We start from the raw sequence: 14,915 nt of genomic DNA, 5'->3' as shown, positions 1-14,915 counted from the left end.
CTCCTCTATTATGAGCGTACACTGTGCATCAACTGAAGTGTTGCGCTATCGACAGAGCCGTTTCGCTCTTCTATGTGTTTGAGTAGGGTATCGTACCGCTCTTTCGGTAAATTTTGCCCTGCTTTGACTTTGAGTGTCATTACATTCGGTACGATTTTATAGACCCCCGTTAGCTCCATCATCTTGGTATAAATCGGGTTCGCCGCATCTATGGGGTCATATTTCCCCTCTGGCTGCATTTTCTCCATCAGGGCCGTCAATCCGAACGCTTTTTCTCGTTCATCGCTCACCCGTATCGCTTCACCGCTGATATGTACCGAGGTAAAAAACTGCGTCGCGGGATATGCCGCGCTCGTATCGCTGAAATACGAGGGGATATAGGCATAAGGTTTTACGACCAAGAATGCCACTTTCGCGCGATCCCCTATCGCTTCGACTTTACGCCCTTCGATGCTGCCGTGAAAGTACACGACCCCCTCACGATACGCGAAGTTAACCGCAACACCGTAAGGCTCACCACGGCTCACAAGTGACAATACCCCGTACTCGCATTCGCTCAACACCGATTCGATGGCTTTCGGGTCGGTGACCTCAAATTCTGATCGTCTCATATCGCTTTCCTCAAAAAGTTTATGATACTATATCGCCAATCTGCACTCTTCACAAGTGACAAAATATTTAAAATTTATGAGGTCAGTTTATGTATCTCCTCGACGCGACATCCGAAACTCCTCTGCACATCCAGCTCTATGAAGCACTCAAACACGACATCACGACTACCCTTGCCATCGGGAGCAAACTCCCCTCGATCCGCAAAATCTCCCAAGAGTACCGCATCAGTAAAAACACCGTCGAATCGGCCTACAATCAGCTCTACGCCGAAGGGTACATCGAAAGCCGTCCCAAAAGCGGCTATTACGTCGCGGATGCCGATTTTATTGCGCTGGGTGACGCTGCGGCGATAGAGTCAGCCGACACACCCCCCATCACCTACCGCTACAACTTTTACCCCGTCCGCCTCTCCAAAGAAGTGTTTCCGCTCAAACTCTGGAAGCGGCTGTTTAACCGTGCCATCGATAAAACCCTCGATATGGGGGTGTATCCCAATCCGCAAGGGGAATTTGGACTACGTACCGAAATCGCGCGTTATCTCACCGAACTGCGAGGCGTGCGGTGCGACGCATCAGAGATTATTGTTACGGGGGCATTTATCGATGCGATGGGGATGATCGCCGATATTCTCCGCCCGACGCACCCCCATTTTGCCATCGAGCATCCAGGCTACCATATCGCCCGAAAAGTTTTCACCCACCATCACTACGACATCACCCCTATCGGAGTCGATGAAAACGGTTTAAAAATTGATGAACTGAGTGCCTCCGATGCCCGCATCGTCTACATCACCCCCTCCCACCAATACCCCACAGGTGCGGCAATGCCCGTCGCCAACCGTCTACGGCTTCTCAACTGGGCAAAGGAGAATGAGGGCTACATCATCGAAGACGACTACGACAGCGAACTCACCTACCGCTCCCGCCCGATCCCCTCACTCCAAGGACTCGATAATAATGAGCGGGTCATCTACCTCGGTACCTTTGCTAAAGCCCTCTCCCCTGCTCTACGTGTCGGATACATCGTACTCCCTCGTCATCTGATGGATCGATACCGCTCCTTTCACGGCACCTTTTCGCGTGTCAGCCTCATGACCCAGAAGACGCTGGAGCTATTCATGAATGAGGGTCATTGGGAACGTCATCTGCGACGGGTACGAAACCTAAACCGTAAAAAACACGACCTGATGAAACAATCCCTTATCAAATATCTAGGCGATGCGATCACTATCGTTAGTGAAGGGGGCGGTCTCTCGATCAATATCCGCTTCACATCAAACATCGATCTCGATCTATTGCGACAAAAAGCCGAAGAATCGGGAATCAAACTCTATTTTGCCAAGGATTACTCAGGGGGAGAATGGGATGCCATACGGATGGGATTCGGGGGTTTCGAGATGGAGGAGATCGAACCTGCGGTTAGAGCGTTTGCGGAGATAATTTTAAGAAAAATGCTGTAGAATCTATCAATTCTATACCTCTCTCAAAAATACGTTACTGCGAAGAAATAAAAAGAATGGCAAACACAGAAATAGAAGCAAAAATTGAATTCCAAAAAGTAATTGGTGAAACTAGTTCTGGCTATAAGTCAGTTAGATTTTCACGTATAAAATACAAAGCGAGTCCAACTACTCATATAGATATTAGACAATTTCAACGTGGTTATGATGAGGAAGGAGAAGAACAATTTTTTCCAACTAAAACTGGTTTTAGAATTCCTGAACATGAGTTTCGCAAGGTTATAGAAAAATATGCTGTAATGCCAGAAAGTTACATACATCCTTTAATTGTTAAAAAGTGCTTCTCACTTTTACAAAGTGGCGAGTTTGATAGTGCAGTTATGCAAGCATTCAAAGCAATTGAAGTCATTACACGGGAAAAAATCGGGACATCCTCTGACATGTTTGGTGAACGATTATTAAAAAAAGCTTTCAATCCTGATGATGGTATTCTAACGAATCATAAACTACCAAAATCAGAAAGAAGTGCTTTGCTTAATTACATTACAGGAGCATTTAGTTTTTATCGAAACTCAAGTTCACATCGCGATATTGAATTGGATTTTGTAGCTGCGTTTGATAGAATAGCTGTTGCTAGCGATTTATTAAAGATTATTGAAGATGCCGAAATTTCGGAAACATCTTGTTAAATTAAAAAAGTGAATGAGAACATAAAGTGCTCATTGGGAATGTAGACTAGCATATACACTCCCAAGCTGGAGCTTGGAAGCGAGACAAGACGTTTGCGGAAATAAGGAGAAATTAGTTATCTTAAATATCAATGTATAAACTGCTTAAGTGTTGTTTTCATTTCCTCAGTTTTTGCATATCCAAAAGCATTTATATTATCATTATCAGTAATATTCAGGTTTGCACCATTTTCCAAAAGGAGTTTGACGATTTCAAAATTATTACTTTGAACTGCTAAATGTAATGGCGTTTTACCTGCATCCTTATAAGTTTCAAAAGCAGGTCCTTTTCCACTGTTATCGTATATTGTTTTAGCATTAACAGTTGCGTGATTATCAAGAAGAAGTTTTACAATTTCAATATTATTCTGAATAACAGCAAGATGCAAAGGAGTAGCAGATAATGGATCGTATCTATTAATTTTAGCTCCATATTTCAATAACTGCTTTACCATTTCTACATTATTATTACGAATAGCCGAATAAATAACTTCAGGATGATATGTGAAGGTTTCATTCGGATTTGCACCATGCTCCAACAATGACACAACTTCATTAGTCTGATTCATTTCTACAGCTCTAAATAACGGTGTTGAATCATCTTGAGGTTTTTCTGCAATATTTAGATGAAAATTTTGGTTTATATATTGGATGAATGGCATACGAAAAGGATAAATTATACTAAATATAGAAAATAAAAATAACCATAAAACTTTTTTTTTCTTAAATACCATTAGTAAAGATATTAACAATCCTATATATGGAAGAGCAATGACAAAATATTTTAAATAAAACTGATTTACATATCTTTTAAAAAAAAAATCATAATCCAATGAAATTGGAAGGATTTCCCACAATAACAATGAAAGAGCTATTAAACCCACGATAGAAGTTAAAATATAAATAAGTTTATCTTGTATATCAATAATTGAATTTTCTTTACCCATACTATATCTCACATAATAATATATTTTTTAGTTAATTTAAATATTTATAATTATACACGATTATTTACTTATTAGCAAATTTTCCCTCGTTCAACGTCCTTGTTGGGAATGCAGACTAATATATACACTCCCAAGCTGGAGCTTGGAAGCGAGACGAAATCACCCTTCCAATGCGGGGAATATTACTATAGTTTACTAAAATATACTAATGATAAATAAAGAAACTCTTAGTTAAAGTTTCGGCATGATAAAACTAAATGGCAACACTTACCAATTCTCAGCAGAAATATTTTTCGAGATGTTCGATGATCGGCTTAAACTGATGATTATCTGGTATCTCAGCAACGGCTCGATGCGTTTTAAAGAATTGTCAAACTATTTGCAACCGATTACCAATAAAACGTTATCCTCAAAACTCAAGCAACTCGAAGAACTGCATCTGATCAAACGCGAAGTATTTGCTGAAGTCCCTCCGAGGGTCGAATACACACTTAGTGCTCATGGACAACAGCTCAAACCCGTCATTGATGAAGTCGTCGCATGGTCTCAGCACTATGCCAAAACTTTCGGACAAACTATAAACGAGGAATAAATATGTTTAACATTAACTATACGGATATTCAACCGATTATTCAGATCAATGAAGTCACTATTGCCTTTTCATCTGAGCCAATGCAATGAACGTATTAGAAGCGTTAAAATCCCGTAAATCCGTTAGAGCTTTTGTGAACAAAGCCGTCGAAAAAGAAAAAATCGAAATGATTTTGAATACTGCCAAACATGCCCCATCCGGCGTGAACATGCAGCCGTGGAAAGTTTGCGTTGTCAGCGGTAAAGCAAAAAGCGAGATCGAAACCAAAATCATCGATGCATTCGAATCGGGCATAAAACCGAATATGGATTACCGATACTATCCGCTTGAATGGAATGAACCCTATAAAAGCAGACGAAAAGAAACGGGTCTTTTGATGTATCAAACCCTAAAGATTGCAAAAGAAGACAAAGAAAAGCAGCAAGAGCAATGGAAAGCCAACTACAGAGCTTTCGACGCACCCGTCGTACTGTATTTTTTTATTGACGCGTCTTTGGAAAAAGGCTCTTGGCTGGATTATGGGATGTTTTTACAATCTGTGATGCTATCGGCTGCACAATTAGGTTTGGGAAGCTGTACACAAGCTGCATTAGCCGAATATCCGGATATCGTCAGAAAAGAGTTGAATATCGGAGAAGAGCAAATTCTCCTTTGTGGAATGGCACTGGGTTATGAAGACACAAGTGCAATTATCAATAGCTACCGCACCGAGCGTATCGTTTTAGAAGAGTTTACACAATTTTATGATTGACTCATTCTCTTAAAAACGCTAATTCTTCTATCGTCATCGTCGGACTAAACTCTGTTATCTCATACTCAGCGACTCCGTGAGCGTGAAACGGATCGAGGGTAATAATCGTCTCAATCTCTTCGCGAGAAGCACCACGTGCCAAAATCAACCCTCCGGTGCGGGGAACTTTGCGCCCTGATGCGAGGAAATTACCTAATCTATACTGTTCTTTGAGATAATCCACGTGATCTGTCAGATATTGATCAACGTCTTCGAGAAGCTTGATGTAGGTGAGTGAAATAATAAACATTGTTGTTCCTCATTATCTTAGTCAATCTGCAAAATTCATACTCATTTATAATATCGGCCTATACATTCTACAATATCGATTCTTATGACTGCCGTTCCGTTAATCATAGGAACAGGTAACTCTTTTTCCATCAGATGCGGTGTGAATTTCTCTACAATCTTGGATAATGCCGCTCTCTTTTCATCAAGATCATCCACAATACTTGCAGTTCCATAAAGGATAATGCTATTAAACTCGGTGTTAACATCACAAGGTTCTTCGATACCCTCGCTGATTAATGAAATCATTTCATCAATCTCAAAACATACTTTTGGATTTGCCTTTATATTGTCTATTTTTTGCCCTTTAGGTAAACCGTGCAAGTATATTTTAGTATTATCGTATACAAAGTGCATCGGTAAAACATAGGGGTAACCGTCTTTATTTAACGTCGCTATTCTCCCGACTTCGGCTCTTTTAAACAACGCTTCTATCTGCTCTTGTGTCAACAGATGGGTCTTGGTTCTGTGTCTCATCCTCAATCCTTTTTTTTGGTGAATTTTAGTTCAAAAAGCAATCAAAAACAATCCAAAAATTGCTCGATTTTCCCTCTATTTCAGCAAGATTTGGATTGCCAAGATCTACTCAGAGAGATAAACTTTGACGAACCATTCAAAAAAGGGACGCGATGAGTTTTATACGTGAAGAGAGTTTATCGGTTGCGGATTCGGAAGTTTTCGCCATTATAGAAAATGAGTTCGACCGACAGTCAACACATCTGGAGATGATCGCGAGTGAGAACTTTACCTCACCTGCTGTTATGGAAGCGATGGGGAGTATTTTTACCAACAAATACGCAGAGGGGTATCCGAACAAACGATACTACGGCGGATGTCAATTTGCCGATCAGATAGAACAACTGGCAAAAGATCGATTATGCCAAATCTTCGACTGTCGCTTTGCGAACGTACAGCCCCATTCGGGCAGTCAGGCAAACGGAGCCGTCTATGCAGCACTATTGAATGCCGGAGATAAAATATTGGGGATGGATTTACGCCACGGAGGACATCTAACCCACGGTGCCAAACCTAACTTTTCGGGGAAAAACTATCACTCCTTTACTTACGGTGTAGCGTCTAACGGTCGTATCGATTATGATAATGTCATGGAAATCGCAAAGATTGTTCAACCCAAAATTATCGTGTGCGGAGCTTCTGCCTATGCCCGTGAAATTGATTTTGCCTGGTTTCGAGAAATCGCCGATGTCGTCGGAGCGATTTTGTTTGCCGATATCGCCCATATCGCCGGATTGGTCGCGGCGGGAGAACACATGAGCCCGTTCCCCTACGCTGATGTCGTCACCTCCACAACCCACAAAACGCTCAGAGGCCCTCGCGGCGGTATCATTATGACGAACAACGAAGAGATCGCCAGAAAAATCGACAGCGCCATCTTCCCCGGAATACAAGGGGGACCTTTGGTACACGTCATTGCTGCGAAAGCGGTGGCATTTGGAGAAGTTTTGCACCCCTCATGGAAGGAGTATGCCAAAGCAGTCAAAGCCAATGCAAACGTTTTAGCCAATGTATTGATCCAGCGGGGTTATGAACTCATCAGCGGCGGAACCGATAATCATCTTGTACTCGTATCACTGCTTAACAAAGATTTTTCCGGGGAAGACGCAAGTGTGGCATTGGAAAATGCCGGTATCACAGTCAACAAAAATTCGATTCCATCCGACCCCCGCCCCGCTTCGTCCACCTCAGGTATACGCCTAGGCTCTGCCGCGTTGAGCACACTGGGGATGAAGGAAAAAGAGTTTAACCTTATCGCGCATAAAATCTGCGATGTTTTAGACGACATCAACAATACTGCTCTTCATGCACAGATAAAAGAGGAACTCAAAACTCTTTTAAAGGGTTTTAAAGTCTATAATAATGCAACCTATTAAAGGTGATCGTATGCAAGATATCGAGATATTAAATCAGAATTATCAGCTTATTGCCAAAGCCATTACCTATATCGACACCCATTTCAAAGAACAGCCCTCCATCGATGAAATAGCTCGAAACATAGGGATGAGCAAATACCATTTTATGCGAGTGTTTAAAGAGTATGTCGGTGTAACGCCCAAACAATTTCTTCACTCCGTGACGCTGAACTACGCCAAAGAGCATATCAAAGAGTCCAAATCTCTGCTAGACAGCACTCTGGATATCGGGTTATCCAGTTCCAGCAGACTGCACGAACTGTTTGTCAATCTCATAGGGGTCACCCCAAAAGAGTGGCGCGAAAAAGGGAAAGACGTCACCATCACCTACGGTTTCGGACTCACCCCTTTCGGTGAAGCATTGATCGCCTATACCGACAAAGGGGTCTGTTATCTGGGATTTATCGACAACAACAAAGAGTCGATCTATAAACGGTTTTGTGAGCTGTGGGAAAATGCCAATCTGGTACATGATGATCTAAAAGCCCGTACCTATCTGGAAAATATTTTCATCAAAAACAAAAAATACAATCTCTTGGTCAAGGGAACGAACCTACAGATCAATGTCTGGAAAGCGCTTATCAATCTCCCTAACGGCGGTATAACGACCTATCAGGATGTCGCGAATTTCATCGACAAACCTAAAGCCGTGCGTGCGGTCGCCAACGCCATCGGAGAGAATCACATCGGCTATCTCATCCCCTGCCATCGCGTCATCGCCAAAAGCGGTGCTATGAGCGGCTATCGATGGGGGATTGAGCGAAAAAAGATCCTCATCGCCTACGAATCGGCATCCAAAGAAAGCCCTATCACCTACCGCACGGCAACCATCAAAGATATACCGAGCCTTTGCGGGCTGTTGCATCAACTCTTTTCGAAAGAGATCGAGTTTACTCCTAATGAAGCAAATCAGGTGAGAGGATTGAAAAAAATCATTGAGGATGAGACTATCGGAGAGATATACGTTGTATCTAAAGAGGATGAGATTGTGGGGATGGTGAATCTTTTATACACCGTCTCGACGGCATTAGGGGAGAAAGTCGCCCTGCTCGAAGATATGGTCATCGATGAGAAACATCGCGGAGAGGATATCGGTTCTGCCCTGCTCGAATACGTTCTGACATGCAGTAAAGAAAAAGGGATACGACGAATAACCCTCCTGACCGATTCGGACAATCTATCGGCTCATCGGTTTTACGAAGGGATGGGATTTGAAAAATCGGCGATGATCCCTTTTCGGATACAACTCTAACACAAACACTACAGGAGTAATTATGACTATTTGGCAGCATGTACCTTTTGAAAACGAAGCGGCAATCGGCGAGTGGGCACGTATGCGAAACATCCCTTACCGTATCATCCGATGTTGGGAAAATGAACCGTTGGAAGCAGATGATCTTTTGATCGTATTGGGCGGGTCGATGAGTGCGTACGATGATCTGGATTTCATCCAAAACGAGATCGAGTTCTTACGCCGACGCATTTGTGAGGGAGGGAAAACCTTCGGTATCTGTTTAGGTGCGCAGCTCATCGCATCAGCTATGGGCGCACCCGTCTATTCATCGCAGACACGCGAAGCAGGATGGCACGATATCGAGATTTCAGCTCATCCGCTCACCCTAAATCTAGCACCTAAAATGAGCGTATTTCATTGGCACGGCGATACATTCGATCTTCCCGAGGGGACGCTACGCATAGCCTCCAATGATGCCTTTAAAAATCAGGCATTCGCCACCCCTGATGGACGTATCATCGCAACACAATTTCATTTTGAGACGACTCAAGAGAGCATGAACGGACTCTTAAATGCCGATAGCGCTTATCTCGATTTTGATTCTCCGTTTATTGATAATGCCGATACGATACGAGCTGAAGCGTATCACATTCCCTCAGCCAATAAAGCGCTGTTCGATCTGTTGGATTGGTGGAATAAAGTTTAATCGAACCTGCCGTTAACGTGTTTGCGGAAATTATTTTAAGAAAAATAGCGTAAAATGTTTAAAAATATGTTGATATGTAAAATTCTGGCAAAATGGTACATTTTTGGTATGAATAAATAGTTATGTTGCAAAGATATAAATAAAGGATAAACCACAGCTATGGCATATAACATTGTATTACCTAAAAAAGATGGCACTCCAGGCCAAGAAACATTACATACTGAAAACAACATTGTTATAGTTGGTGCAAACGGTGCAGGAAAAACACGATTTAGTATACGACTTGAAGAATTAATTCAAAGTCAAATTACGGTACATAGACTAAGCGCACAAAGAGTATTAAGTATACCTGACTTTGCACAGATTAAAAATTTAGAACAAGCAGAAAAAGAATTGATTTTTGGTAGATCAGATCAGCATGCTAATATAACGCAAAAAGCAAACTCTAGATGGGGTCAAAAACCAGCAACTTTTTTATTAAATGATTATGACAAGCTTCTTTCATTGTTATTTGCTAAATCAGCTGAAAGAGATAGAAACTACACAGCCCAAGCTAGAGAAAGCCAAGAATATGTAGACGTTCCTAAAGCTCCCATAGATGAAATCATTGAGTTATGGAATTCAATAATGCCTCATCGAGAATTATCATTTCTTGATGGAAAGGTAATAGCAAAAAAAGTAGGACAATCTGAGTATCACGGTCAAGAAATGAGTGATGGAGAAAGAGTTGTCCTCTATCTAATAGGTCAGTGTCTTAGTTTGCCTGACAACTCTGTAATAATCATTGATGAACCAGAAATACATCTACATAAGTCATTAGTGGACAAACTCTGGAATCAAATAGAGTCTAAAACACAAAATAAATTACTTATATATATTACTCATGATTTAGAATTTGCATCATCTAGAACCGATGCAAACAAAATTTGGATAAAAGAATATCACGGTAATAATCAATGGATATGGGAAGATATTCCTGTTGATGAAAATTTGCCTGAAAGTTTGATGCTAGAAATCATAGGTAATAGAAAAAATATCGTTTTCTGTGAGGGAGAAAATGGGAAGTTAGATTCTACAATATATCAATTAATGTACCCTGATTTTCATATTATTCCAAGAGGTGGCTGTGATAAGGTGATAGAAGCAACTAAAGCATTTAGAGGTAATGTTTCGCTACATCATTTAAGTGCATATGGGATTATTGATAGTGATTATAAAGAACAGCCAGAGATAACAGCACTAGAAACTCAAAATATATATACTATTTCTGTCGCCGAAATCGAAAATCTTTTTTGTATTGAGCCAATTCTTAGGATTATTTCACTTCATTTAGAACTTGATGCAAATGCAAAAGTAGATGAAGTTATTACTTTTTTAGTTAATGCACTAACCTCAGAGTTTGATAATCAGGTTTCATCAAAAGCTGAAAAGATTATTGAATATAAATTAGGCGCCTTTTCAAAAGAAGCAAATACAGAGCAAGGTTTAGCTGATGGTCTTACAACAACTTTGGGAAGAATTAACATTCACAATATATATGAACAATCTAGAATTTTATATCAAACTGCAATAGATGAAAGAAATTTAGAACAACTTCTATTAATATATAATCGTAAATCTCTTCCTGACAGAATATCTCAAATATTTGGTCTTGCAACTGGAGAGTATAGTAAACTATTAGTTAGGCTATTAAAAGGGTCAAAGCAAACAGAGATAACGACTGCTTTACAAAGCTATTTACCTACATTAACTTAAAAGAAAACATAACAAGTACGAGGAATGAACAGCATAGCTGTCACTCACGACGAACGTTAGCTATAAAATGAGAAGGACGAACAATGCAACCAAATGATATTGAAAAAAATAATAAAACTGACATCACACTATCAACAATAAAGTCAATTGCAGGTCCAATCCCTTTTGTTGGTCCAATGATACAAGAAATGTTTGATGTCATAGTTCCAAATCAGAGAATTGATCGACTTTCTAGGTATGTACTTGAACTTGAGAAAAAACTTCAACAATTTCAAAAAGAGCAACTTGATAATAAGCTCAAAAGCGAGGAATTTGTTGATCTTATGGAAGAAAGCATGTTTCAAGCTTCAAGGGCATTATCTGATGATAGAATCAAATATATATCATCAGTGATAGAAAACAGTTTGGATAATAATTATATTTCTGATCTTGAAAACAAACACCTTTTAAACCTTTTAAAAGAGCTAAATGATATAGAGATTATCTGGCTAAGATTCTATTTGAACCCTTTAATGAATAGTGACAAAGAATTCAGGCAATTACATAGCAATGTTTTGAAAACAGTAATCCCAACGTTGGGAGGAAGTAAAGAAGATATTGATAAAGAAGCTATTCAAAATAGCTACAAGGAACATTTGGCTACTTTAGGATTGCTAAAGAAAAATATCAGTATCAAAATAGGTGGGAACACAAATGAATTGGAAACCAAAGGATATGAAATCACTTCATTAGGAAAACTCTTGCTCAAACAAATTGGTTTCAAAGATGAAGAATGGCTTCGCTAACAAATCAGAGGAGCCAATAAATTACCCTGCGGGTAATTAATCCGCTCATCTTAAACGTTAAGTTACAGTAAAGGACACAATTAGATGGATATTTTTTGGGCTATTATCACAGGTGCAGGTGGAGCTACAATTATTATTTTCGGCTTCTCAACATGGCTTGGTAAAGTGTGGGCAAGCAGAATATTAGAAAAAGAAAAATTCCAATATGCAAAAGAGTTGGAAGAAATAAAAAGAAAATATGAGATAGAAGTTGCAAGTGTAAAAACTGTACTACTTCGTTATTCAGAAAAACAATTTGATATTTATGGTGAGCTTTGGGTGTCATTATGTGATTTAAAAAAATCAATGGATGATTTATGGACTGACTATTCAGTTCAAAAAGTAAGAGATTTTAGTTCTCAAATCAATCAATCAAACTTTTATTTACAAAAAAGTTCTTTGTTTATTGATGATATACATTTAAATACAATAAAAGAAGCTTTATATCAACTAGATGAATTTGCACATGGTAAAGGTGAACTAACCAATATACCAAGTCGCCAAACAGCTGAACGTAAAAATATCATTGATAATAATAGGTACAGGAAACAAGAATATGATAATATGCTCGATAATATAAGAAGTTACTTTATAAGTAAAATATCAGGAGCTTAAGATAAAGGGGTCAGGTGATACCTATAACCTCAATTACTTTTTTTAAAGCTCACCTTCCTCAGCGAGTTTCACATCTGGGGCATTTTTTACCTAGTTAATGCGCATATCGAATAATATTAAATCCTTCATTTTCATGAGGTGGCTCAAAATATTTAGTGATTGCATCAAATACTTCCTCTGAAATCAAAGGAGCATCTTTAGGTAATCCATCATTTCGTTTTCGCAACTGCATTTTACATATATCATCGGATTTATCCATATAATGGAGAATATGATCAACGTTTGCAATTTCTAAAATTTCTTTGAACCACTCTCGTTGCTTTTGTGTGTTTGCCGGAAAATCAATCACGACATTCATATTGTTTCGTAATAGATCGATCAAATGGGGTCTAATCGCCTCTTTTAGACGTTCTGAGTATTTGACATAATCTTGGATCGTTTTGATCTCATCAGGATAAAGCTTTGCCAAAAGCTCATCTTCACACAAAGCTATGGCGTTATATTCTACAACTAGCTTTTTTGATAACGTAGATTTTCCGGAAGCCATTTTTCCGCATAGTAAATGTAATTTATTTTTCATTCATATCTCTCTTTATTATATGCGCAAACTTAATAAGAATCAATATTCATAAACCGTTGCCAGATTTCATTCGATTCCCATGATGGAAGTATCGCTTTTTGTGCCTCAGTAGTGCTAAGACCTCGTGATTTACGCAAATAATGGTACAAAAAAGCTGATGCTCTGTAGTTTTTTACACAATGAACCCAAACTTTCTTATCAGCAAATGTTTCCATAATTTTAATGAATGACTTCAAATGAAAAAGCTCAGGCGCATCAAACGGAACCGGAATATGAATATAGATCATGTTGTTCGCAGTAACTAAATGACCTTCTGCGGGTATTACGTTTTCCGAATCTGGCATAGCGAGGTTTATGATGACGTCATATCCTGCATCCGCGATTGCGGCGAATTCAGCCTCATTAGGCTGTCCCGATGAAGCTATGTGTTCCGTGATTTGCATATAATTTAAAATGTTCTCTAACATGGTCTCTCTTTATCTCGGAAATGACCCATTATTGATATCAATTACACTTCCATTGATATATTCAGGTGATTCGGTAGCAAGCCAGACCATTGTTTTGGCTATCTCTTGCGGATAAGCGAAACGTTTGGTAATGACCGACTTTAAAAATGCTTCTTGCCGTTCTTTTGGTATCACATCGAGCATATCCGTTTCGACGGGGCTGGGTGTTACGGCATTGATGATAATTTTTCCCTCAAAGATTTTCGAAAAACTCTTCGTAGCATTAATGAGAGCCGCTTTGGTCATCCCGTACCAAATATCGGGATGTCCTATTTGTCCGGCGATAGACGCATTATTAACAATACGACCGCCAAATGGCATCTTTTTGGCAACTTCTTCGATCAGTTTGATAGGAGCATAAAGATTTAACTGCATCATCGAATCGATTTTTTCACAGCTATAGCTCTGATAGGGGATCGAATACATCACACCTGCATTATTGATCAGAATATCAATCGGTGGCAAAGAGTCGATGAACGCAGGTATTTTATTCACTTGTGTCAAATCAAATACGACCTGCTGTACGGATTCATGGTCTTTAAAGTCGCTAAAATCCCGCGCTACGACAATGACTTTATAACCCAATGCCACAAAAACTTTTGTCGCTTCTAATCCTATCCCTTTGTTTCCGCCGGTTATTAAAACGGTTTTTTTCATCTCAACCTCTATCTCGTCAAAATATATTTTATATAAATGTTCTTCTCATTTTACCGTTTTATCTTCAACATATACCCTGCATTCTTTTGAAACTCAAATCCGACTTTGACTATTTCCCCGCCGAATTTTTCGGCCATCCGATAGGCTAACGGACTAAGGTTATCCGCTTCATCTACTCGAGAGTTTTTATAATCGACCAGGTGGAAAATACGAACTTCCTTCCCGACCCGAAGCATCTCGGTAATCGACGCTTCATGAAATGCTTCATCCAGTCTATCCTCATAGACAAATAGCAGATGCGAACTGAGTACCAAATCAAAGCTATCATCCCTATACGGCAGTTTCGGAAGTTCGGCGAACCAATAATCCTTTGTATTGTAATCGTCACAAAATGCTTTTAATGCCCCTACTCTATGCTCTTTATGTCTCTCTATCGAATGATAAAACGCAAAATTATGTTCCGCCATCCAGCTCGTATCGGCATAGATTTTCTCGATACTCTTTTCCCCTTGTGCACGCAATGCATCACGATCATAACAGTACAGAATATCGCACCCCTGTGCCGCTATCCCTTTGCTCTTGGCTTCAGATATAAATGAACTCGCTCCGCTTGGGCAGTCCAAAACTCTCATGTTTTTCATCGTCTCGGCATCCAAATCAAAAAATGCCGCATACTCCTCAAAGGTACGAC

General features: G+C 39.7%; 18 protein-coding genes. 10 read left to right on the top strand and 8 right to left on the bottom strand.

Annotation, left to right across the window (positions count from 1 at the left end):
* Nucleotides 1-8: 8 nt before the first annotated feature.
* Complete coding sequence (locus PHP90_RS04550) at nucleotides 9-611, bottom strand: pyridoxamine 5'-phosphate oxidase family protein (RefSeq protein ID WP_299925939.1); 603 nt, start codon at nucleotides 609-611, stop codon at nucleotides 9-11.
* An 89-nt stretch (nucleotides 612-700) separates the two neighbouring features.
* On the opposite strand from PHP90_RS04550, the gene PHP90_RS04545 reads away from it, so the two are divergent.
* Together PHP90_RS04545 and PHP90_RS04540 are read left to right on the top strand one after the other, a co-directional pair.
* Complete coding sequence (locus PHP90_RS04545; protein ID WP_299925936.1) at nucleotides 701-2,071, top strand: PLP-dependent aminotransferase family protein; 1,371 nt, start codon at nucleotides 701-703, stop codon at nucleotides 2,069-2,071.
* A gap of 56 nt (nucleotides 2,072-2,127) precedes the next feature.
* Complete coding sequence (locus tag PHP90_RS04540; protein ID WP_299925933.1) at nucleotides 2,128-2,760, top strand: TIGR02391 family protein; 633 nt, start codon at nucleotides 2,128-2,130, stop codon at nucleotides 2,758-2,760.
* Between the two features lie 128 nt (nucleotides 2,761-2,888).
* On the opposite strand, the gene PHP90_RS04535 is transcribed toward PHP90_RS04540, so the two are convergent.
* On the bottom strand, nucleotides 2,889-3,746 hold the full coding sequence (locus PHP90_RS04535) for an ankyrin repeat domain-containing protein (protein WP_299925930.1): 858 nt from the start codon (nucleotides 3,744-3,746) through the stop codon (nucleotides 2,889-2,891).
* Nucleotides 3,747-3,990: 244 nt separating this feature from the next.
* On the opposite strand from PHP90_RS04535, the gene PHP90_RS04530 reads away from it, so the two are divergent.
* Nucleotides 3,991-4,338: a helix-turn-helix domain-containing protein gene (locus PHP90_RS04530; protein ID WP_299925927.1), complete on the top strand. Its 348-nt coding sequence runs from the start codon at nucleotides 3,991-3,993 to the stop codon at nucleotides 4,336-4,338.
* A gap of 85 nt (nucleotides 4,339-4,423) precedes the next feature.
* Nucleotides 4,424-5,089: a nitroreductase gene (locus tag PHP90_RS04525; protein WP_299925925.1), complete on the top strand. Its 666-nt coding sequence runs from the start codon at nucleotides 4,424-4,426 to the stop codon at nucleotides 5,087-5,089.
* A gap of 1 nt (nucleotide 5,090) precedes the next feature.
* On the opposite strand, the gene PHP90_RS04520 is transcribed toward PHP90_RS04525, so the two are convergent.
* Both PHP90_RS04520 and PHP90_RS04515 read right to left on the bottom strand, forming a co-directional pair.
* Nucleotides 5,091-5,378, bottom strand: a complete 288-nt coding sequence (locus tag PHP90_RS04520) for a YciI family protein (RefSeq protein ID WP_299925922.1) — start codon at nucleotides 5,376-5,378, stop codon at nucleotides 5,091-5,093.
* A gap of 41 nt (nucleotides 5,379-5,419) precedes the next feature.
* A complete protein-coding gene (locus tag PHP90_RS04515) occupies nucleotides 5,420-5,893 on the bottom strand; it encodes a pyridoxamine 5'-phosphate oxidase family protein (protein ID WP_299925919.1) in 474 nt (157 codons plus the stop codon).
* Between the two features lie 152 nt (nucleotides 5,894-6,045).
* On the opposite strand from PHP90_RS04515, the gene PHP90_RS04510 reads away from it, so the two are divergent.
* The 6 genes from PHP90_RS04510 to PHP90_RS04485 all read left to right on the top strand — a co-directional run bounded on the left by PHP90_RS04510 (nucleotide 6,046) and on the right by PHP90_RS04485 (nucleotide 12,481).
* Nucleotides 6,046-7,308, top strand: a complete 1,263-nt coding sequence (locus tag PHP90_RS04510; RefSeq protein WP_299925917.1) for a serine hydroxymethyltransferase — start codon at nucleotides 6,046-6,048, stop codon at nucleotides 7,306-7,308.
* Nucleotides 7,309-7,318: 10 nt separating this feature from the next.
* Nucleotides 7,319-8,599: a GNAT family N-acetyltransferase gene (locus tag PHP90_RS04505; protein ID WP_299925915.1), complete on the top strand. Its 1,281-nt coding sequence runs from the start codon at nucleotides 7,319-7,321 to the stop codon at nucleotides 8,597-8,599.
* Between the two features lie 22 nt (nucleotides 8,600-8,621).
* Nucleotides 8,622-9,287, top strand: a complete 666-nt coding sequence (locus tag PHP90_RS04500) for a GMP synthase (RefSeq protein WP_299925914.1) — start codon at nucleotides 8,622-8,624, stop codon at nucleotides 9,285-9,287.
* Between the two features lie 159 nt (nucleotides 9,288-9,446).
* Nucleotides 9,447-11,042, top strand: a complete 1,596-nt coding sequence (locus PHP90_RS04495; RefSeq protein ID WP_299925911.1) for a DUF4435 domain-containing protein — start codon at nucleotides 9,447-9,449, stop codon at nucleotides 11,040-11,042.
* 83 nt (nucleotides 11,043-11,125) lie between these two features.
* A complete protein-coding gene (locus PHP90_RS04490; RefSeq protein ID WP_299925909.1) occupies nucleotides 11,126-11,827 on the top strand; it encodes a hypothetical protein in 702 nt (233 codons plus the stop codon).
* 84 nt (nucleotides 11,828-11,911) lie between these two features.
* Complete coding sequence (locus tag PHP90_RS04485; RefSeq protein ID WP_299925907.1) at nucleotides 11,912-12,481, top strand: hypothetical protein; 570 nt, start codon at nucleotides 11,912-11,914, stop codon at nucleotides 12,479-12,481.
* A 94-nt stretch (nucleotides 12,482-12,575) separates the two neighbouring features.
* Here PHP90_RS04485 and PHP90_RS04480 read toward each other — a convergent pair whose 3' ends face one another.
* From PHP90_RS04480 to PHP90_RS04465, 4 genes are all read right to left on the bottom strand, one after another.
* Nucleotides 12,576-13,061 (bottom strand): ATP-binding protein, encoded by a 486-nt coding sequence (locus PHP90_RS04480; RefSeq protein ID WP_299925905.1) that lies wholly within the window; start codon nucleotides 13,059-13,061, stop codon nucleotides 12,576-12,578.
* 29 nt (nucleotides 13,062-13,090) lie between these two features.
* Nucleotides 13,091-13,528, bottom strand: coding sequence for a protein tyrosine phosphatase family protein (locus PHP90_RS04475; RefSeq protein ID WP_299925903.1), 438 nt, complete (start codon nucleotides 13,526-13,528; stop codon nucleotides 13,091-13,093).
* Between the two features lie 9 nt (nucleotides 13,529-13,537).
* Nucleotides 13,538-14,224, bottom strand: a complete 687-nt coding sequence (locus PHP90_RS04470; protein ID WP_299925901.1) for an SDR family oxidoreductase — start codon at nucleotides 14,222-14,224, stop codon at nucleotides 13,538-13,540.
* Nucleotides 14,225-14,274: 50 nt separating this feature from the next.
* Nucleotides 14,275-14,915 (bottom strand): hypothetical protein (locus PHP90_RS04465; RefSeq protein ID WP_299925899.1); only part of this gene is annotated, 641 nt, incomplete at its 5' end.

This window comes from Sulfuricurvum sp., assembly GCF_028712165.1.
Classification (GTDB): Bacteria; Campylobacterota; Campylobacteria; order Campylobacterales; family Sulfurimonadaceae; genus Sulfuricurvum.
Note: the sequence above shows the minus strand (reverse complement) of the source record. Positions and strands in the feature narration are given on the sequence as shown.